Raw genomic sequence first — 20907 nt, forward strand, 5'->3', positions numbered from 1 at the left:
AACCAGCTGAGCTATGAGACTGTTTTCTTATAGAACCAAGATCTTGGAATCAAGAACCAAGATTATATATCTTATTCTTGTTTCTTTAATTCTTACTTCTTGCTCCTTTTTATATATAAATTAAAATTGACAGCTAAACCAAGCAAAATAAATCGATTTTTAAAAGTTTACTCTTCTGTCGTACTTTCCTTAAAATTTGTTATTGCTAACAAATTTCTCTAGAAAGGAGGTGTTCCAGCCGCACCTTCCGGTACGGCTACCTTGTTACGACTTAGCCCCAGTCACTAGTTTTACCCTAGGCCGCTCCTTACGGTTACAGACTTCAGGTACCCCCAGCTTCCATGGCTTGACGGGCGGTGTGTACAAGGCCCGGGAACGTATTCACCGGATCATGGCTGATATCCGATTACTAGCGATTCCAGCTTCACGGAGTCGAGTTGCAGACTCCGATCCGAACTGTGATAGGTTTTATAGATTCGCTCCTTCTCGCGAAGTGGCTGCTCTCTGTACCTACCATTGTAGCACGTGTGTAGCCCAGGACGTAAGGGCCGTGATGATTTGACGTCATCCCCACCTTCCTCTCGGTTTGCACCGGCAGTCCCGCTAGAGTCCCCATCTTTACATGCTGGCAACTAACGGTAGGGGTTGCGCTCGTTATAGGACTTAACCTGACACCTCACGGCACGAGCTGACGACAACCATGCAGCACCTTGTAAGTAGTCCGAAGAAAGATCTATCTCTAAATCATGCAACTTACATTTAAGCCCTGGTAAGGTTCCTCGCGTATCATCGAATTAAACCACATGCTCCACCGCTTGTGCGGGCCCCCGTCAATTCCTTTGAGTTTCAATCTTGCGATCGTACTCCCCAGGCGGGGCACTTAATGCGTTAGCTGCGGCACAGAAGGGGTCGATACCTCCTACACCTAGTGCCCATCGTTTACGGCTAGGACTACCGGGGTATCTAATCCCGTTTGCTCCCCTAGCTTTCGTTCCTCAGCGTCAGTATTTGGCCAGAAAGCCGCTTTCGCCACGGGTGTTCCTCTTGATATCCACGCATTTCACCGCTACACCAAGAATTCCGCTTTCCTCTCCAATACTCAAGCCCGACAGTTTCAAAGGCAGGCTAACGGTTAAGCCGTTAGATTTCACCTCTGACTTATCAGGCCGCCTACGAACTCTTTACGCCCAATGATTCCGAATAACGCTCGCTCCCCCCGTATTACCGCGGCTGCTGGCACGGAGTTAGCCGGAGCTTCCTCTTGAGGTACTGTCAGATCGAAAGGATATTACCCAATCGACTTTTCATCCCTCATGACAGGACTTTACGTACCGAAATACTTCATCGTCCACGCGGCGTCGCTCGGTCAGGGTTTCCCCCATTGCCGAAGCCTCTCGACTGCTGCCTCCCGTAGGAGTCTGGGCCGTGTCTCAGTCCCAGTGTGGCCGGTCACCCTCTCAGGCCGGCTACCAATCGTCGCCTTGGTGAGCCATTACCCCACCAACAAGCTAATTGGACGCGGGACCATCCCAAAGTGATAGCTTTCAAGAAGAGGCTACCTTTGATTTCCTGACATGCGCCAGGAAATGTTATGCGGTATTAGCATTCCGTTAGAAATGTTATCCCCCGCTTCAGGGCAGGTTTCCCACGTGTTACTCACCCGTTCGCCACTTTACTCGCGAAATAAATTCCGCTTTCACGTTCGACTTGCATGCCTAATCCACGCCGCCAGCGTTCATTCTGAGCCAGGATCGAACTCTCCGTTGTAAAAAAATTCTATTAGATCACTGCCGAAGCAGCTACCTAATTGACGGTATTTCCAACCTTCGAATCCCCGAAGGGACCCTAAGGCCCACATTATCGGCTGGTTCTACACACACTATTTCTTTTTCAAAGAGCGTATTTCCCTATATGGAAATTTCTTTCCGAGCGAGTAATATATCCAAGTTGTTTTGCCTTGTCAACACCAATCTGAAGAATTTCTAAATTATTTATTAACCTTCAAATCGACGCTTTAATCACTCATTCCGAATACGTGCAAAGATATAATTCATTACCTTGGTGATGTCAACTCTAATCGCAAAAAAAAGTTGTTTTTTCTTCATTTTTTTACGTTTATTGATAAAAATGGGATAAATCGCTGGAAAAGGGACCATTTTCCCTGTACCTTTCCTCAATACAAAGTGCTGCTAATCTGATGAAAAAGGGGTTGCTGATGAATGTCCGGCCGATGAAAAAGGGAGAAAAAATAGTCCTTCAGATTTTACTGGTCATTATAGTCGTCTCCCTGGGGATCGCGACGGCCGGATATATGTGGTTTTCACGTGACCTCCCCTCGATGGCACGTCTGGAGATGATCGAACCATCGCTCAAAACGAGAGTCCTGGCCGCTGATTCCACTGTATTGAAGGAATTCTACAAACAGGACCGTATCCTCCTGACACTCGATGAGATACCCTTCGAATTACAAAAAGCCTTCCTGGCGGTAGAAGACAGGCGTTTCTACGATCATTTCGGCATTGATTTCATCAGAATATTGTCTGCTGCCTGGAAGGATGTCCGTCACTGGCGCATAAAGGAGGGAGCCAGCACTATCACCCAGCAGCTCTCAACAGACCTCTTTCTGACCAAAGAACAGACCTTTGCTCGAAAGATAAAGGAGGTACTGCTGGCCTTCCGGATCGAGAAAGCCTACTCGAAGGACGAGATCCTTGAGATGTACCTCAACCAGATCTACTTCGGAGGCGGTGGCTACGGGATAGAGGCGGCATCGATGAGATTCTTCGGCAAATCGGTCAAGGAACTGGAACTCCATCAGATAGCACTTCTGCCCGGCCTTCCAAAGAACCCGTCAGGCTACAACCCGTTCAGGAATCCCGAACGGGCAATGAGAAGAAGGAACACGGTACTCAACTCGATGAACGAGGTCGGCTTGATAAACGAGGTCCAGCTGGACACACTCAGAGTAAAACCTCTGGAGCTCATAGTAAGGGAAAGCGACAATGGAGGCATCGCAGAGTACTTCACCGAATACATAAGAAGGATACTCGTAGAGAAGTATGGTGACGCATCCGTTTACAGCGGTGGAATGACTGTCTACACTACTCTGGATGCCCATCTCCAAAAGGTCGCCGAAGACAGCATGGAGACCTTCCTTCAGAGGATCGAGGCTGACCACGATTACGAGTTCACAAGAACGGCATATCTGGATTCCATTGAGGCTGATGTAAAAATCGCCCCGAACTATATCCAGTCCGGCGCCCTGGCGATCGACCCACGCAACGGACATATAAAGGTAATGGTGGGAGGCCGGGAATTCAGCGAAAAGAAGTTCAACAATGTCCTTCAGGCAAAAAGACAGCCAGGATCGGCCTTCAAGATGTTCATATATCTGGCCGCCCTGGAAAACGGCTACTCCCCCTCCGACATACTTCTTGACACACCGATAGTGATCGAGATGCCGAATGGCGAGGTATACAAACCAAGGAATTTCAGCAGGAAGTTCCACGGTGCTGTTTCGCTCCGTTACGCTCTCGACAAGTCGATAAACATACCGGCTGTCAAACTTCTGCAGAAACTGGGCGGCCCGGCCATTATCAATCTGGCCAGGAGGATGGGGATCAAGAGCCCACTGATGCCATACCTGTCCCTTGCGCTAGGAGCCCAGGAGGTGACGCTGCTCGAACTTACAAAGGCATTCGGTGTACTGGCCGCGGGAGGAGTCAGGGCAGAACCTATGGCCATACTGAAGATCGAAGACTACAATGGAAACGTCCTTGATGAGTACCGGGAGGCCAGGGAGGAAGTCCTGACGCCCGAGATCGCCTATATAATGACCGACATGCTCGAAACTAGCATTACCGAAGGTACCGGAATAACCGCAAGATATATGGGCCTCAGAATCCCCTGTGCGGGCAAAACGGGTACCACCGATAACGAGGGAGATGGATGGTTCATAGGATATGCTCCCGACCTCGTAGTCGGAGTCTGGACCGGATTCAGCCACCGGGTCACCTCTATGGGTAAAAATATGACAGGGGCCAGGGTAGCCCTTCCACTGTGGACCTGGATAATGAAAGCCGCCCACCCGGGAAACGAGGGAACTGATTTCATCCGTCCGGACGGGATAACCGAGGCAATGATCTGCGAGGAATCGGGGTTGCTGGCAACTCCCTATTGTAAGAATGTAAGGCGGGAACTGTTCATAGAGGGACTTGAAGCTACGAGACAATGCGACCTGCACAGGGTCAGTGCATACGACATGCTCGATCCGGACAAAAACTTCAGGGACCTCGACAGGGAATCCTCACAGCACGAACACGTTCCGCCGGACAGACGTTAGGACTTCATCTCCCTGATTTCCTTCATTATCTGAACCCCTGAGCTGGTCCCTATCCTGCTGGCACCAGCACGGATAAGCTCAAGAGTGAACTCGGCGGTCCTTATCCCGGCCGAAGCTTTGACCCCGAAATCCGGCCCGACAGCCTTTCTCATGATCTCGACATCACGGACATTTGCTCCAGGAGGGCCGAATCCCGTCGAAGTCTTTACAAACGAGGCTCCTGCCTGCATCGCAAGCTTGCACACCTCGACCTTCTCCGCATCTGTCAGAAGAGCAGCCTCGATGATCACTTTGAGGAGGGCATCACCACATGCCTCCGCGACAGAGCGGATATCGTCACATACGAGCCCCGACTGACCCGACTTGAGGGCACCCACATTGAGAACCATGTCTATTTCGTCTGCTCCCTGTTCCACTGCTGTACGGGCTTCAAAAGCCTTCACAGAGGTCTCTACCGCTCCAAGAGGGAACCCCGATATGGAACATACCTTTATTTCCGTTCCAGCGACTTCCTCGGCCACCAGAGAGACGAAATGAGTATTGACGCAGACAGAGAAAAAAGAATGCTCCTTTGCCTCGTCACATATTCTTCTGATATCGTCAGGTGTAGCTTCTGGCCTGAGAAGGGTATGATCGATCAGGCGGTTGACTTCTATTCCGGTCACCTTGAGCGGCCTCCTTGAAATTGATTGATCTATATCTTGTGAACACCAAGCAGAGATTTAAGGCTGTCCAGCTTTCCACTTCTCAGATAAGCCCTTACTACACGCTTACTTATCCTGCACAGGACCTCGTAATTCAACGTCCCGTCCCATTGGGCTATATCGTCAGCGCTGATATTGCCTTCACTCTGGTTCCCGAAGATCACGACCTCCTCGCCTACTTTCGGAGAATCGAATCCGGTCAAGTCGATCATGGTCATATCCATCGTCACTCTGCCCGTGATCGGGACTTTCTCTCCGCGGTAGAGAATCATTCCCTTGTTCGACAGACGGTGGCTCATCCCATGGCCGTATCCCGCGCCGATCACACCGATAGTCATATCGCGAGGAGCAATGAAAGTCCTGCCGTAACTGATACTCTGTCCAGCAGATATCTCCCTGACGAGAACAAGCCTCGACTTGAATTTCATCACAGGCGCAAGTTCTATCCTGTCCCTCAGGTCGATTGACGGATAATGCCCATATGCCAGCAGGCCAGGCCTTATAAGGTTGAAATGAGAAGAAGGAAAGTTCAGGATCGCAGCGCTGTTTGCTGAATGAATATAATCGAAAGACACCCCCTTCGAGGAAAGGGTCGCCAGAGTCTCATTGAAGACCCTTATCTGGTCTTCTGTATAGTCGACATCGATATCTGAGGCTGGGAAATGAGTGTATATCCCTTCAAGGCTGATCCCGCTCAACCCCGACATCTCGATTATCTCCTCCACCGCACCGGCACAGGACAATCCTGCACGCCCCATCCCTGTATCTACTTCAACATGTATCCTGCAGGTCACACCTTTTCTTGATGCCGTTTCCGCCGCGGCCCTTGCAAATTCAAGTGAAGACGCAGTCACCGCGAGGTTGCTCTCAAGGACCTCCTCGAGCTCGTCGGGAAGTACCGGACTGAGGATTATTATCGGCAGTTCTATACCAGCTTTTCTCAGCTCTCTCCCCTCATCCAGCGTCGCCACGCCGAGCATATCGACGCCCTTTTCGGCGGCAAACCTCGACATCCTGACAGCCCCGTGCCCATAGGCATCAGCCTTGACTACGAGAAGTACTCTCGTACCCTTCCCCGCAAGTTCCCTGATCCTCTCCAGGTTCCATTCGAACGCATCGAGATCCACCTCTACCCATGCCGACAACCTATCCACTTTCATCCTCCTCCTCTTCATCCCCGATATCTTTTCCACCCCTGTACAGGAACCTGTCCAGAAGCTTCACATATTCGGTCCAGTTCCCCTCTCCTCCACTACGTCCCATCGTCATGAGAGCTCCTCTGACCTGGGCGTCCATGTTATCAATATAACCGAGAAGAAGTGCCTCGATAGTCATCGGCAGCACGGGGGAACCATGTTCGAGCCTGCCATGGTGACTCAGTATCATATGCTTTAAACGAAGTTCCATTTCTACTGGAAACTCCTCTATTCCTCTGAGATATTCGTCCAGAAACTCTACTCCGATACTTATATGTCCGAGCAGCCGCCCCCTGTCCGTGTAGTCGATATGGTTGGTCACGCTGAGTTCGGCAAGCTTTCCCAGGTCGTGAAGAAGGACTCCCGCGACCAGCAGATCCCTGTCGACTTCGGGATAGACTTCGGCCACCGCGAGTGCGATCTTCAGCATATCGAACAGATGTTCGGCAAGCCCACCCACATATGAATGGTGCCATCCCTTGGCAGCCGGGGCTTTGAGAAACCTCTCCCGAAAACTGTCATTTGCGAAGACAGCTTCGAGAAGTTCCTTTATATAGGGATTTTCCACTTTGCCTATAGCTGCGAGGATCTCCTCGTACACTATATCCATGTCTCGCGAGGAAGACGGGATAAACAGAGTCGGGTCGAATTCTTCATTAGAAAGTTTTTCAAGGGAATTGACCTTTATCTGTATGGCTCCCTGGTACTCCTGGACCTCACCCTTCACCCTGACTATATCGTTCGTCATTACGGAGTCCTCGACGAACTGTGGCACGCCCCAGTAAACGCCCTTGAGTACCCCCTCACTGTCGGAAAACTGCAACAGGAGAAACCTGCCGCCTGAATAATCTCTCGCGACCTTCTTGGCCACGACCATCACCTTGTCCACCCTGTCCCCTACGCTGATCCTTTCAGTCAATATTCCTCCTCGAATGATGTCCTGGCCTGAAAGATGTACTTAACCTAATTCAGAGACCACTGGCCGGTCAAGCAGAAACGGTCCCGTAGTGGAATCAACAGATCTGTTTGAACGAAGCCCTTCATAATAAAAAACGGACCGGGTCTTGTCGACCCGGCCCGTTCGATATTTACTGTCCTGGACTCGCCCTACTGAATGATGGGGCAGATATCCCCGGCATATTTGACATACTCGAGCTTGACAACTCCACCGATCTTGGTGTTGTTGCGATAGCTCCTGGGAAATTCTGAAGCAGAAGGCATACCGCCGTAGCTGATGCCGCCCGTCAGAAGAAGATTCTCGTTGATGAGGGCCACAAGGAGAAGTTCCATACCAGGATCGAGTTCATCCATATCGACGATAAACCTGACCTTGGGGAAGGTCAGCATGTATGCCCAGATCGTCTCACCCTTCGCGTCCTGGATCTCTTCCCATGAGAGCTTCGCGTCTTCTATCTTGAACTGTGTGTCGTAGATATTCTTGAGCATGCGGGTGGAATGATCGACCAGAGCGATATCTATTTCCTCGAAGTTTCCTTCGTCGAACCCACGAAGGAGTGTCGGGAACTCAGCATAACCGGCTTCGCCTATCCTGATCGTGTCGGAGCCCATGGCAAAGAAATCGACTGAAAAATGCACTCTGGGTGTGAAGGACTTAATAACGCCTGCGACAAATTTCTTTCCCTCGACCATCTTGACCTTGTTCTCAAGATCCTCACCCGTGAAGAACTCGATAAGATTGCCCTCGCGGACCATACCGATATTACCCTTCACAGCGATGAACTCCGGCGAATCGATGCCGAACTTGTACCCCGGGCTGGTTATCCCGGCATGACCAGCTTCCCTGAGTGTGACCATCTGGTAATTCTCCTCGACCTTGCCTCCGCAACCTGCGAACACACCGGAGATCAGGGCTATTATCAGGATCGTGGAAAAAAGCTTCGACATGGAACCGCTCCTTTGTCAAGAGTGAATCGATTATTCTCTAAATCTAGACTACGTGTACTATCCCATTGTGCCGTTAAGGCCGTTTTACGGTTGAAAATTAATACGCTCCCGGTACAATGTCAACCATAATTTGAACATGGGAAATGGCAACCGGTTGATAGAATATGTCTGGCAATATTTTCATTTCCCGTCCGTCGATCGTCCGGGTTTATTGAGTTCCTTATCGGTCAAAGGGAGCTTGTACAGACGGAACAGGTCCTCGATATCCCTGTCCAGTTCATAATTTTTCGAAAGTAGTTGGACGTGACGCAGCCGCCCATAAACATATTCACCGCTTGAATTCAGGGTGAGCTTCATATTCCCGATATACTGCCCCTCTCCAGCTGTCCCCAGTAAAAGGGTCTTTCCGACTTTCACCTCACCCTTGATTCCCGGCTTGCCGTGACCGACGAGAGCGATATCGAAATCATCGATGATCTCAAGGATCCCTTCGGTCCTTTCCTGGCCCATATGGCTTATCAGTATGAGGAAATCCGCTTCCTTCTTCATATCAGCCACTACCTTGCGAAGGACTTTTTCTGCCGGTTCAATCATGAATTCCGATTTGTCGATATATGCTGGAAATCTCATGACTTCGTCCAGCACTCCCGTTATTCCGACCTTCAAACCGCCCTCCAGTTCACGGATAACGTAACGTTTGCCAAAAACAGGCTCATCAGTCCTCCGCAAAATGACATTGGCAGCGACTATATCGAACGACACATTTTCAGCGAGCGCCTGTATGAACGGTAATCCGAAGATGAACTCCATCTCCCCTGGTGTGAAGACATCAAGCCCCATGATATCGAAAGCATCAAAAGTAAGTTGAGCTTCCTCTTTAGAGTACCCGAGATCCAGACTGAATGCGTCTCCGGCATCCAGGACCAGAACGTTCCTGACCCCTTTTCGAACATTTTTTATGTAGGATGTCCTTCTTCCGAGCCCACCGGTATCCTCGACCAGGCAGCCGCAGGACCTGATCTTGCCCAGAAGGTCGTTTGAGAAAAGAATTGTCAGATCGGCCGGTTTCTTGTCTGTCCTGTCGGCTTCGTTTGAGCACCCGGGGCCTATCCCTGTAGACAACAACACCGTCACGAATAACAACCCGACCAGTCCTGTCGATCGCATATTCCACCTCTTTGCCAATCCCGGGGGCGGCCCCTGATCTCCTGGTCATTCCCGGGTCGCCACGCAAATATTCATCATTATGCCCAGTCGCACCATCCCGGGCCTGAAAAGCCCGGGACAACGAGAATATCCCGGAACATAACACAAACTTCAAGCCCTTTACCAGAGATTCACTCTTTTCATTCTCCATTGAAGTCGATTATGTTATTCATTATGGACTATAGTGATGATAAAACAGGTCCTGCTGGACATTACCGGATGCATGGCAGTTCCCCCGCTTTCGCTTTCGGTATGAGGATGGAAGGGACAGGAATGATAAGATCGATAATGGATATCCGCAATTACATGCGTCCTCGCTGCTTGAACCCGTTCATATTGGTAGCGACATTTCTTGCAGTCTATCTCTTCAGTGGATGTGCCGGAGGGCCTCCCTCAGAGGCGCCCTCTCCCGATACAGAAGAAGAGACAGGTGAAATCGGGCAGGATCTGGACTCATCCGGCGCTGTGATCTTCGACGCGACTGTCGCCGCGCAGAACAGTCAGTTCAAAACGGCAGCGACTATGCTAATGGGACTTCTGGAAAAGGAACCTGACAACATCGAGGCTTTGAGACTTCTTGCCAGAGTATATGCAGCTGATGGCAATGCCTCCGCCTCTTCATCCACCTGGGAAAAGGTAGCCACGCTTTCCCCCTCCGATCCAGACGCAGCGTACGAAGCAGGTTCCGCACTTGCCGGAAAAGAAAAATGGAATGAAGTCAGAACAAGGATGCTGTCCACAGAAGCATACGGCAAGGCGGACAAAAGACATTATCTTCTACTTGGCCAGGCTTCTCTGGAATTGGGTTATAATGGAGAAGCGGAAAAATACCTGCTGAAGGCCGGGGATGTGGAACTTGCAGAAGTTCTCCTCGGCAAACTTTATTATAAAAAAGGCAAGACGCAACTCGCCGAGCGGACGTTCAAAAAGACTCTCGAAAAGAACAGTGGAAACTATATCGCCAACCTCCATCTCGGATATATAAACTACAGCAGAAACAGAAAAGAAGTCGCGTTGAAATATTACAGGAAAGCTCATCGCGCCGACCCGGACGACCCTCTTGCGATTCTCTCAATGGCATCGCTCCTGGAAAAAATCGGTAACCGGAAAGACGCGGTCAAATACTACAAGAGGTCCCTCACTCTGCGGAGGACGCCCGTCTCCGAACGTAGAAAAGTATATATATCGCTCGTAAGGCTCATGCTTGAGGGAAAGATGTACAACGAGCTTTACCCTGTGGCCGGTAAAGGCGCAGGTGAATTCCCCGACGCCGGTGGAATCTACTTCTACTGGGGTGAGGCGCTTCGCCTGCAGGGCAACAATAAAAAGGCCAGGGAGATGTTCAACAAGGCGGCCCGCGACCCGGCCTGGAAGAAACATGCCCTTGAAAGGTTTCATTCCATAAGGTAAAAGAAAGAGTATGAAAAAGACTTCATCGACAGCCATACTTAAGAATATCTGGATGATTCTGGCTCTGGCCATGGCACTCACCCTGTTTCTGTCTGTCAACTGGTACTACTTCAGGAATGTCCGGGAAAGACTTGATATCGAGTTCAGCATCAGGCTGAGATCGCTGGCAGCTCTCGTATCTGCCTCGCTCGACCCTGAAGCTTTCACCGACCTCGCCCCCCTTTCGCCTGAGGGAACTGACGTAAAAAACAGATTGCGAAAAATAGCCGACGATTTCGATCTGTCCAATATCCTGGTCGTCCGTGAGGACGGAGTCATCCTGCTATCCCTCGATGATTCGCTCTTTCCGCCTGGAGAAAACTATCCACTGTGGAACATGGATTTCGAAACAATAGTGTCGGCTCTCGAAGGAACACCCTCATCGACCGGGCTGGTGATGTCTCAGGAGGGCTCGTGGTTCAAAGCGGGGTACTCCCCCCTGCCAGCCGGTTCGACAGAAGCCAGAGCAGTTGCCGCAGTGGAAGCAGACGCATCCTTCATGCTCGGATTGTCAGATATCAGGGACATGCTTACCGCGGCATCGATCGTATCGATCATCGGACTGATCGTCTTCATAGGCTTCGTTATAAAGGCTACTTCTTCCCTGCTCTGGGCCAGGGAGTCGCTTATGCGCGCGGACACACTGGCTTCAATGGGAAGGATGGCCGCCGGCATCGCTCATGAGATACGAAATCCTCTTTTCATAATCCGTGGCGCAGCAGAAAAACTGCAAGCCCTGCATCCAGAGAGTTCAAAAGAAATAGACACTTTCATAATCGAGGAGACCGACAGACTGGACTCTATCCTGACCGCCTACCTTCAGTTCGCCAGAGAAGAGAAAGCCCCCATGTCGGAGGGAGATCTGGCTGTAATACTGAGCAGGTCAGTACGCCTGATCAATGAGGGAGGAAAAGGCGGTGGGCTTCCGATCAGATCCGACATCGAACTCACAAAGGCACCACTCATATGTGATGAGAAGAAACTCCAGCAGGCCCTGATGAACATCCTCCTCAACTCGTCACAGTTCTCTACCGACAGTTCCGAATCAATTGAAGTATCGCTTTCTCATGAGGGAAAATCGTATAATCTGGTGATCAGGGACCACGGCCCCGGCATCCCGGCCGGAGAAATAGAAAAGGTATTCGAGCCGTTTTACACGACGAGAAACGACGGCAGCGGCCTGGGCCTTTCGATAGCAAGACGAATCGTCGATGACCACGGCGGCAGCCTGGATATCAGCAATGCTAAAGGAAGCGGAACGACAGTCCGGGTCGTCCTTCCGGCAATTCAGCATCAAAGGGAAGGGTAATGAGCAGAATACTCATCGTAGACGACGAAAAAAAGATCACTCAACTCCTGGCCGATCATCTTGAAAAGAACGGTTACCACTCCGACATCTTCAATAACGCCGAAGACGCTCTGGCTGCTATCGCCAATGCAGGCGCAGACATCGTCCTGTGCGACCTCCGGCTCCCCGGCATGGACGGACTCCAACTCCTGAAAGAGACGAGAAAGATCTCTCCTTCCACAGATTTCGTGATCATGACCGCCTACGCAAGCGCGTCGACTGCCGTGGAAGCCATGCGCGAGGGCGCTTATGAATACCTGATCAAACCTTTCCAGATGGACGAAGTCATCCTGCTGCTCAAAAGGATCCATGAACGCAGGGAACTGATGATCGAGAACATCGCCCTTAAAGAAAAAATATCTGCCAGGACACCGGGGGAAAAGATCATCGGCAATTCGGCAGTAATGGGAAAACTAAAGAATATCATCGCCAGGGTCGCTCCTACTGACACGGCAGTCCTCATCCACGGCGAAAGTGGCACAGGAAAAGAACTGGTGGCTGCCGAGATACACTCAGCAAGCCCACGGTCGGTGGGACCCTTCATCGTCATCAATTGCGCGGCCGTACCCGAGACCCTGATCGAATCGGAACTGTTCGGATACGAGAAAGGTGCGTTTACCGGAGCTGTCCAGAACAAACCGGGACAGTTCAGACTGGCACACAAGGGAAGCCTTTTTCTCGACGAGATCGGCGAACTCCCCCTGGCCCTGCAGGCCAAGCTTCTCAGAGCTATAGATAATGGTGCCTTTCTTCCACTGGGAAGCTCGAAGGTCGTTAGTGTGGATGTAAGGATCATCGCCGCTACAAACCAGGATCTGGAAAAGATGACAAGCGAGGGAAAATTCAGGGAAGACCTGCTTTACAGGTTGAATGTATTTCCCATATCGATACCTCCTCTAAGGGACAGAAAAGAAGATATCAGGGCGATCTCCGAAGATTTTCTGGCAGCCAGACGGTTCGGCAGCCCTCCTCTTTCAGAAAAGGTCATAGAAAAACTAAGATCGTATTCGTGGCCCGGCAATGTGCGTGAACTACGAAATATCCTTGAGAGGGGTTCTATTCTTGCCGGTACAGAACCTATCGGACTGGATCATATCATGATCTCCGGCAGCACCGCTTCCGGAAGGCCGGGCGACATACTTTCCTCGATTGTGGGAGAAATGGAACTGGCTGAAATCGAACAATCGTTAATACGTATCGCCATCGAAAAGACCAGCGGCAATAAAAGCAGGGCCGCGGAAATGCTGGGAATTACCCGGAGAAAACTGTACAGCCGGATGGAAAAATACGGTATGGATGCCGATAATCCCGAAGCGGAAAGGACCGATTAGAAGTTTCAGTGTACTTTGAGGTTCAACAAGCCTGTACCACAGGGTACACAATGTGGCCGAGAGGCAGGTCGAATAACATTTATATCGTTGTAATATAAGCAGTTGACGATTGCTCCCCTTATGGCACATGCCTTGCGAGTCTATATGGCCGCAAGGACAGCTGAAAGGAGCTGACTGATGGACACTAAGAGAATAAAATCAATATCGATCCTGATCGCTGCGGCGATCACACTTGCTTTCACGGTTAACCTCTCCGCGCAGATCGTTGAATACGATACTGCTCGCAACGCTATCGAGAGGACAAATCAGATAATAGCTGAAGCCAGGATCGTAATCGAGGAGAGCCGCAGCAATATCGCCCGCCTATCTCTCGAGAAGGCGATCAATCTCCAGAATATGGCGACCAGCCTCTTGGCCGAAAGAACACATTTCGCATATAAATACACGATGGAAGCACGACGGGAAGCGTGGCACGCGATCGCCCTCGCGAGAGCCGATGCGAGGATCGAGGATAAACTTGTCAATATATCTGAAAACACGATGGAGAAACTCTCCAGGCTGAGAGAAAGAGTCATGGAGAGCGGCATCCGGGACGAACGACTTAACAGGCTTATGATGGAAGCCAGGACCCAGCTTGAAAAATCACGGATGAACGCCCAGCAGCTCAGGAATCAGCTGGCGATGAACCTGGCGGAAAGCGCCAGAAAACTCACGGTCCAGGCCGAAGAAAGACTCAGAAGACTGATCGGCGCAAGAGATATGGCACAGAGAAGGCTGATGCTTCTCGAAAGACTCGCCGAACGCGCCCGAGACAGGATCGGAGACGACGGGTCAGACCAGGAAACCGAGATGCTGCACCGCGCCGAGCAGGAGCTTGCCAGAGCAAGGGAGATGTTGAACCAGGGCAAATACGAAGCGGCCAGGATGAATATCGAAAAATGCGAACGGTTGCTGAGGGGAGTTGCCAGGAAGATCAGGAGTGGAAAAGGTGGCGACCCGGAACAGGCTATGGCCGAGGCAACCCGGCTCATGGAAAGAGCCAGGGAAATGATATCCGGAATGGATGAAGTGCCGGAACCTACTCGGGCTCTCTTCGGTGAGACCAAAGGATTGATGCTCAGGGTCAGAGAGATGATATCCGAAGGAAATAGTGAGGAAGCAGGACGCCTCATGGTCCGGGTCAGGACTATGCTCAGGGAAGCGATAGACTTGATGAAAACCTCCGACGGCTCAAAAATGGCGGAAAACGAGATCGACAACGTCATGCGGATGAGAAACAGGATTCAGGAATTAGTAGGAGATTGTACATCGGAGGGGGCAAGAAAACTGTTCGCCAGAGCCGAGAACCGTCTGAACTCCGCGATGGGCCATTTCGAAGCAGGAAGAACTGAAGAAGCATGGGCTGAAGCTCGGATAGCGATGAACCTATTCCAGCGGATCAGGGAAATATGTGCAGGATAGGATATCTGCCCACGATAATGGCCTTGTTGATAGTATTGGCAGGCTGCGCTCAGGCGCCGCCTGCCTTTGACGATATATCCTCCACACATCTGATAGACCTGGCGGATTCTACGGATAGTGTAGAGTTGGAGAAGATCTTTATTGATTCACACAGCTGGATACTCGGCGAGATCGCCAGGCGGGAAGGATCTCAAGCCAGGGACACAGACCTTATCGAAATAAAGAGCATTGTGATCATCGCAGAGGAAGTCTATCTTCAGGGTAACATCGTGTTGGCAGTAAAACTATTGACGGAAGCTGAACTATTATTGAGGCAGACTCCCTGATGGAGCATCTCCGCGTAATCATCAGATCGACTGGCGTCGCCGTCGTTTTCATTCTGGCCATTTCCGGTTCTTCTTTTGCCGGCAACGGGTTCCGGGGTGACCTGACCTTCGGTTACGATTCATTTGTGGACAGATTCACGATCCTTGAAGAAGATACGACCGATGCCATACAGGAATTTTACCTCTCACTCACTACCTCACTAACGCATACAGGTGGAAAATTCAAGACTGGCGCAACAAATACTTTCCGATACGGAACCCAGTCGATAAACGAGATCTTCTACGGAAACCTTTCAGCTGGATCCTGGGAATCGATCCGCCTGGAAATACGGAACAGTTCACGCCTCAAATTCTACCGCGACGGAAGTGACTACGAATTCGGCAACGACTATGTCCAGTCGAATACGAGCATAAAACTTGGAAGGGCAATAAGGGAAAACCTGAAGATCTCCGCCAGGGGAAGAATGGAGATCATTGATTACAGCGAAAAGACCTCTTTCGATTACGATTACCTGTATTTCGACGGCGGACTGGAAGTAGAGAGCGGTTCTTATTTTGAAAGATTTGCCCGTGTAGCAGTCTCGGCCGGCCACAGAGAGGTCGCCGACACGACCGACCTCAGTTATGACAGGATACTCACCGGGCTGGAATTCCATTTTCAGCCTGCACCAGGGACTCTCGCTGAATTCTCCATTTCCGGAGACAGACGTGACTACCGTGGTGAGTCGAGAAGTCCGCTCTGGAATGTCTATTCGTTCAGCTCGATCTCTATCCCGATGGCAGCCGGGATGAAGACGTCACTCAGATTCGACTCTGAGTCTTATATCTACGACAGGCCTTCGACAACTTTTTTTGACACACATTACCTGAGAGGTGGAATCAAGACTACAATACCGGTCAACTCTGCATTTTCATTATTCGCGGAACCGCGATTTGCGCGAATGCTGTGCGACGAATTCGAAGAGGAAAAATACTGGGAAGGATCCGTCGTTCTGGGATTAGACCTGCTGGGGAGCGGAGATTACTGGTGCACCTTCAGTTGGGAACCGGGCAGACGCGACTACATAATGGAGAAGAACGAAATCTATTCGGATTTCTACCTGAACAGGCTTTCTCTGATGGGAAGCATCAAGACTCCGAACGACTTCTCTATCGGACTATTCATAATGCATGACCCGGAACGTCACTCCCGAAGGGACGACGACTTCTCCCTGACCATGATCTCCGCCACGATATCCAAAGAGTTCTAATAAAACCTACTCGATGGACTCCAGAAGCACCTCGGCGATATCCTTGACCCTTACGTTCTCTATCTCAGCGGCCTTCAGACCATCCTCGAACATCGTTATACAATACGGACAGGCTGCGAATATACTATCGACTCCCAGCTTCGTCGTTTCGCCTACTCTCTCTTCGTTTATTCGCCTGCCGATATCTTCTTCCATCCACATCCTGCCGCCACCCGCACCACAGCAGAACGACCTCTTGCCAGTCCGGCCCAATTCTGTGATTTCAACGCCGCTTACCTGCTTGAGGATGTTTCTGGGCTGTTCAAGAATATCGTTATATCTTCCAAGGTAGCAGGAATCGTGATACGTGGCCCTGGTCGGCTCGATCTTCCCCGCCTTGAGCCTGCCTTCATCCAGAAGGTCGAGCAGAAATTCGCTGTGATGCATCACTTCCACCTCGAAACCGAACTGGGGATATTCCACTTTGAATGTGTTGAAACAATGGGGACAGGCCGTGACTACTTTCTTGAAGTTGTATTTCTTCAGCACATCGATATTTCCATCTATCAGAGTCTGGGCGAGATATTCGTTACCCATCCTCCTGGCCGTCTCTCCACAACACATCTCCTCGACACCGAGGATGGCATAATCTACTTCTGCCTTTCCGAACAATTCCACTACGGCTTTCATCACGCTCTGGCCGCGGGCATCAAATGAACCGGCGCAGCCCGTCCAGAAGAGCACATCGAATTCCTTTTTTTCCGAGGCAATCGGCACATTCAATCCTTCAGCCCAGTCAGCCCTGGTAGAGAAACCTATCGACCATGGATTGTAGTTGACCTCCATATTACGGAAGACAGCCTGCATCTCCTGCGGGAAGTCGCTTTCGGTCATAACGAGATAGCGCCTGAGGTCTACTATCTTCTGTACATGTTCGATAAACGGAGGACATTCCTGCATGCATGCACCACATGTTGTACAGGCCCATATCTCATCCGTTGTCATTGTCTCAGGTATTACAGGAGTGCCTTCCACTCCTTCTTCTCCCTTGAGAAGCCTTCCCCTCTCATCCATCAAATGCGCTCTCATTCTATGGATCATATTGAATGGGCTGAGAGGTTTTTCAGTAAGATAGGCCGGGCATGCCGCCTGGCATCGACCACACTCAGTACAGGCATAAAGATCGAGAAGCTGTTTCCATGTAAAATCCCTGATCTCCGAATTGCCGAATTTCTCTGCACTCTCGTCCTCGAAATCCATTCTGCTGAGTGTGCCGGCCGGGCCGAGATTCCTGAGATAGATATTGGGAATGGCCCCGAGAATGTGTATATGCTTGGAGTACGGGACATATATAAGGAAGAAAAAGATTATCAGGTGATGTATCCAGGCCAGGACATTCTCGAACACATGGAGGTCCAGCCCCCTGTTCTGGAGAAGTCCAGAAACAAAACTCGAGACAGGGGCATATGCCGGATCGACTTTTCCCATCAGAATACCGGCGCCCTTGATCCCGAACATCAGAACGACAAGCGCAAATATGAGAGTAAGGATAAACAGAGCTTCCTGCCTGGCTCCTGGATCGTCGATCTTCAGTCGCACTGGTTTCAGCACGAATCTTCTGAACAGAGAAACGATTATCGCAAGCAGTACGAGGAATGCCAGTATGTCCTGAAACCAGGATATCACTCCCGCTACGACAGGTCCGAAGACAGCCGTATAACTGAACGTCGGCACCATCATTCCGATGATGTGTTCTATCGTGCCCAGAGTGATAAAGACAAAACCCCAGAAGATCAGGAAATGTCCGAGACCCGCAGGCTGAGAAAGGACTCTCGCCTGTGCTGCCACATTGACCAGGACCGAGTTGATCCTCTGTCCAATATTCCCGGATCGGTCTTCAGGCTTACCTAGTTTGAGAGTACGGATAAGCATCCTTAAAACGAATCCGAAAACGACCAGGACGGCCACGAACAAGACAAGCAAAACGATACCCTGGACAGTCATGCTACCTCCAGTGGACGGATAAACCAGTCGGTCAGAGGGGACGGGATACAGAATCCTGCCCCCCGTCACATCTATTTCCTGATAGTACTTTAACCTTACTGAAGCATCTTTTCTATTTCTTCTGTAAGTATCGGCACGATCTCAAAGAGGTCCCCGACTATTCCGTAGTGGGCCTTTTCGAAGATCGGTGCGCTTGCATCTTTATTTATCGCCACAATCACCTTCGAGGTCCTCATCCCGGCCAGGTGCTGAATAGCGCCTGAAATACCACAGGCGATATAGAGCTTGGGGTTGACTACCTTACCGGTCTGTCCCACCTGAATGGGCTGCTCCGCGTATCCCGCATCGACGGCAGCGCGGGAAGCTCCCACAGCACCCCCGAACAGGTCGGCCAGTTTCTCGAGCATCCTGAAGTTCGCCTCTTCCTTCATTGCCCTTCCACCTGACACTATGACATCGGCCTCAGTGACATCGGGACGACCGCCGGCCAGAGGAACTATCTCGCTGACGATTGCACGGATGGCTGCCCTGTCCACTCCCGAAGGTCTTGCCGCGATCTCCGATGAACCACCGCTCTCCCCGGCTGGAGCAATATTGTTGGGCCTGATCGAGATGAATACCGGGCCGTCACCCTCCGGAGTCAGTTCCACAAACAGTTTTCCGGAATATACAGGCCTTCTGGCGACAAGGGCACCCCCGTCGATCCTTACTTCGACGCAGTCACTGAACATCACACCATCGACCTTGGCCGCGGCTCTCGGCCCCAGGTCGCGTCCCATCGAGGTCGCACCCATAAGGACATAGCCGTAACCTTCTTCGCCTACGAGAGACGCCAGCACAGCCGCGTACCCTTCGGACGAATAATCGGTGACAGCATCGTCATCTACCACGGCGATCTTTCTCAGTCCAAAACCGGAGATTCCTGGTGCTTCCTTCTCCGCCCCGGCTCCCACCAGCACAGCGTCGATCGCTCCGCCAGTCTCGCCGGTTATTATGGCGGCAGCAGCAACAAGTTCTTTTACTACCTTTTTGAGCTCTCCGTTCCTTATCTCACCAAATACAAGAACATCTTTTCCCATTGCAGAATCCTCCAGTTATCTTTATACGACCTTGGCTTCTTCACGCAGCAACCTTGCGAGTTCCTTGACGGTATCGACGGTCTCTTCCGCCTCCACCATTTTGCACTCTCCGCCTTTTGGCATCGGCAGCCACTTCAGGATCCTGCTTTTTCCCGATGACGGCACTTCGTTGAAGCCGAGATCGGCAAGGTTCTTCCCCCTGATTTCCTTCTTCTTCGCCTTCATGATCCCCGGAAGCGATGCGTACCTCGGATCGTTCAGACCCTTTTCACACGATATGATCACGGGCAGGGAGGTCTCGACCTTTTCGTCTCCCCCTTCAATCCTGCGATTCAATAATACTTTCGAAAGATCATCAGCCAATTCGAATACCGTCGCATTGTTCACCTGTGGGATATCCAGTTTCTCGGCCAATATGCTCTGTGTCTGTGCCATATCGTCATCGATACCCTGTTTTCCACAGAAGATGATGTCGAAACCCTCTTCCGAGATCGCCTTCGCGAGTACTTCAGCGATAGTGAACGGATTTGGTTTCGTGAGGGCAGGATCGCAGATATGTACTGCATCGTCCGCTCCCATGGCAAGAGCTGTCCTTATCACTTCAGTCGACTCTTCAGGTCCGGCACAAACAACGGTCACTTTCGAATCGCCACCCAGTTTCTCTTTCAGCCGAAGCCCTTCTTCGATCCCGTATTCATCGTATGTGTTAATGATGAATTTTACGCCGTCCTCCCTGATACCATCCCCCTCCTGGTTGATAAGTATCTTCGCCTCGGTGTCCGGCACCCTTTTCAGTAGCACGATTATCTTCAAAGGATCCTCCTTTCAGCAGTTGCCTTCCGACTCTCAGGCCGGATACATCTGCTCATACTCTTTCAGTACTTGTTTTGATATAACCAGTCTCTGTATCTCGCTGGTGCCTTCATAGATCTCGGTCACCCGCGCATCCCTGAAAAATCTCTCTATTTTGAATTCCTCAGTGTAGCCAACACCACCATGGATCTGCAGCGAATCATAAACAGCCGTGTTCGAGATCCTGGTTGTAAAAAGTTTGGCCATCGACGCTTCTTTCGTGCAGGGCAGTCCTTCGTCACGCATCCTCGCCGCCCGGTACGTAAGCAACCTGGCCGCATCGATATTGGTAGCCATGTCAGCGATCTTCCATCTGGTTGCCTGGAAATCCACAAGTCTTTTACCAAACTGTTGTCTCTCTCTGCCGAACAGCACCGCCTCATCAAGAGCAGTCTGCGCGATACCCAGGGCTTGCGATGCTATACCGATCCTTCCCCCGTCGAGGGACCCGAGAGCTATCTGCATTCCCATGCCC

General features: G+C 50.9%; 16 protein-coding genes and 1 rRNA gene. 7 read left to right on the forward strand and 10 right to left on the reverse strand.

Annotated elements, in window-relative coordinates; translation table 11 throughout:
* Positions 1-222 precede the first annotated feature (222 nt).
* Positions 223-1767: ribosomal RNA gene (locus tag KOO63_15000) — 16S ribosomal RNA — on the reverse strand.
* A gap of 448 nt (positions 1768-2215) precedes the next feature.
* Between KOO63_15000 and KOO63_15005 the strand changes: the two genes are divergently transcribed.
* On the forward strand, positions 2216-4342 hold the full coding sequence (locus KOO63_15005; protein MBU8923125.1) for a PBP1A family penicillin-binding protein: 2127 nt from the start codon (positions 2216-2218) through the stop codon (positions 4340-4342).
* Here KOO63_15005 and deoC read toward each other — a convergent pair.
* From deoC to KOO63_15030, 5 genes are all read right to left on the reverse strand, one after another.
* A complete protein-coding gene (gene deoC / locus KOO63_15010; GenBank protein ID MBU8923126.1) occupies positions 4339-4998 on the reverse strand; it encodes a deoxyribose-phosphate aldolase in 660 nt (219 codons plus the stop codon). The two genes, KOO63_15005 and deoC, sit on opposite strands and share 4 nt — an antisense overlap.
* A 38-nt stretch (positions 4999-5036) precedes the next feature.
* Positions 5037-6206: an alanine racemase gene (gene alr / locus KOO63_15015; GenBank protein ID MBU8923127.1), complete on the reverse strand. Its 1170-nt coding sequence runs from the start codon at positions 6204-6206 to the stop codon at positions 5037-5039.
* On the reverse strand, positions 6193-7161 hold the full coding sequence (locus KOO63_15020; GenBank protein MBU8923128.1) for an HD domain-containing protein: 969 nt from the start codon (positions 7159-7161) through the stop codon (positions 6193-6195). The genes alr and KOO63_15020 overlap by 14 nt, the downstream gene beginning before the upstream one ends.
* Before the next feature lie 188 nt (positions 7162-7349).
* A complete protein-coding gene (locus KOO63_15025; protein MBU8923129.1) occupies positions 7350-8147 on the reverse strand; it encodes a hypothetical protein in 798 nt (265 codons plus the stop codon).
* Between the two features lie 180 nt (positions 8148-8327).
* Positions 8328-9314, reverse strand: a complete 987-nt coding sequence (locus KOO63_15030; protein MBU8923130.1) for a hypothetical protein — start codon at positions 9312-9314, stop codon at positions 8328-8330.
* A gap of 201 nt (positions 9315-9515) precedes the next feature.
* Between KOO63_15030 and KOO63_15035 the strand changes: the two genes are divergently transcribed.
* The 6 genes from KOO63_15035 to KOO63_15060 all read left to right on the forward strand — a co-directional run bounded on the left by KOO63_15035 (position 9516) and on the right by KOO63_15060 (position 16518).
* Positions 9516-10763 (forward strand): tetratricopeptide repeat protein, encoded by a 1248-nt coding sequence (locus KOO63_15035; GenBank protein MBU8923131.1) that lies wholly within the window; start codon positions 9516-9518, stop codon positions 10761-10763.
* A 10-nt stretch (positions 10764-10773) separates the two neighbouring features.
* Positions 10774-12111, forward strand: coding sequence for a hypothetical protein (locus KOO63_15040; protein ID MBU8923132.1), 1338 nt, complete (start codon positions 10774-10776; stop codon positions 12109-12111).
* Positions 12111-13481, forward strand: a complete 1371-nt coding sequence (locus KOO63_15045; protein MBU8923133.1) for a sigma-54 dependent transcriptional regulator — start codon at positions 12111-12113, stop codon at positions 13479-13481. Before KOO63_15040 ends, KOO63_15045 begins: the two co-directional genes overlap by 1 nt.
* Before the next feature lie 177 nt (positions 13482-13658).
* Positions 13659-14942 carry a hypothetical protein gene (locus tag KOO63_15050; protein ID MBU8923134.1) on the forward strand — a complete coding sequence of 428 codons (1284 nt, stop codon included), beginning with the start codon at positions 13659-13661 and terminating at the stop codon, positions 14940-14942.
* Positions 14930-15268 (forward strand): hypothetical protein, encoded by a 339-nt coding sequence (locus KOO63_15055; GenBank protein ID MBU8923135.1) that lies wholly within the window; start codon positions 14930-14932, stop codon positions 15266-15268. The genes KOO63_15050 and KOO63_15055 overlap by 13 nt, the downstream gene beginning before the upstream one ends.
* Positions 15268-16518 (forward strand): hypothetical protein, encoded by a 1251-nt coding sequence (locus KOO63_15060; GenBank protein ID MBU8923136.1) that lies wholly within the window; start codon positions 15268-15270, stop codon positions 16516-16518. The genes KOO63_15055 and KOO63_15060 overlap by 1 nt, the downstream gene beginning before the upstream one ends.
* 6 nt (positions 16519-16524) lie before the next feature.
* On the opposite strand, the gene KOO63_15065 is transcribed toward KOO63_15060, so the two are convergent.
* The 4 genes from KOO63_15065 to KOO63_15080 form a co-directional block, all read right to left on the reverse strand.
* Positions 16525-18501 carry a 4Fe-4S dicluster domain-containing protein gene (locus KOO63_15065; GenBank protein MBU8923137.1) on the reverse strand — a complete coding sequence of 659 codons (1977 nt, stop codon included), beginning with the start codon at positions 18499-18501 and terminating at the stop codon, positions 16525-16527.
* A gap of 95 nt (positions 18502-18596) precedes the next feature.
* Complete coding sequence (locus tag KOO63_15070; protein ID MBU8923138.1) at positions 18597-19580, reverse strand: electron transfer flavoprotein subunit alpha/FixB family protein; 984 nt, start codon at positions 19578-19580, stop codon at positions 18597-18599.
* Between the two features lie 21 nt (positions 19581-19601).
* Complete coding sequence (locus tag KOO63_15075; protein ID MBU8923139.1) at positions 19602-20393, reverse strand: electron transfer flavoprotein subunit beta/FixA family protein; 792 nt, start codon at positions 20391-20393, stop codon at positions 19602-19604.
* 33 nt (positions 20394-20426) lie between these two features.
* The coding region (locus tag KOO63_15080; GenBank protein MBU8923140.1) for an acyl-CoA dehydrogenase at positions 20427-20907 on the reverse strand (481 nt) is incomplete at its 5' end.

The organism is Candidatus Latescibacterota bacterium (assembly GCA_019038625.1).
Taxonomy (GTDB): Bacteria; Krumholzibacteriota; Krumholzibacteriia; order Krumholzibacteriales; family Krumholzibacteriaceae; genus JAGLYV01.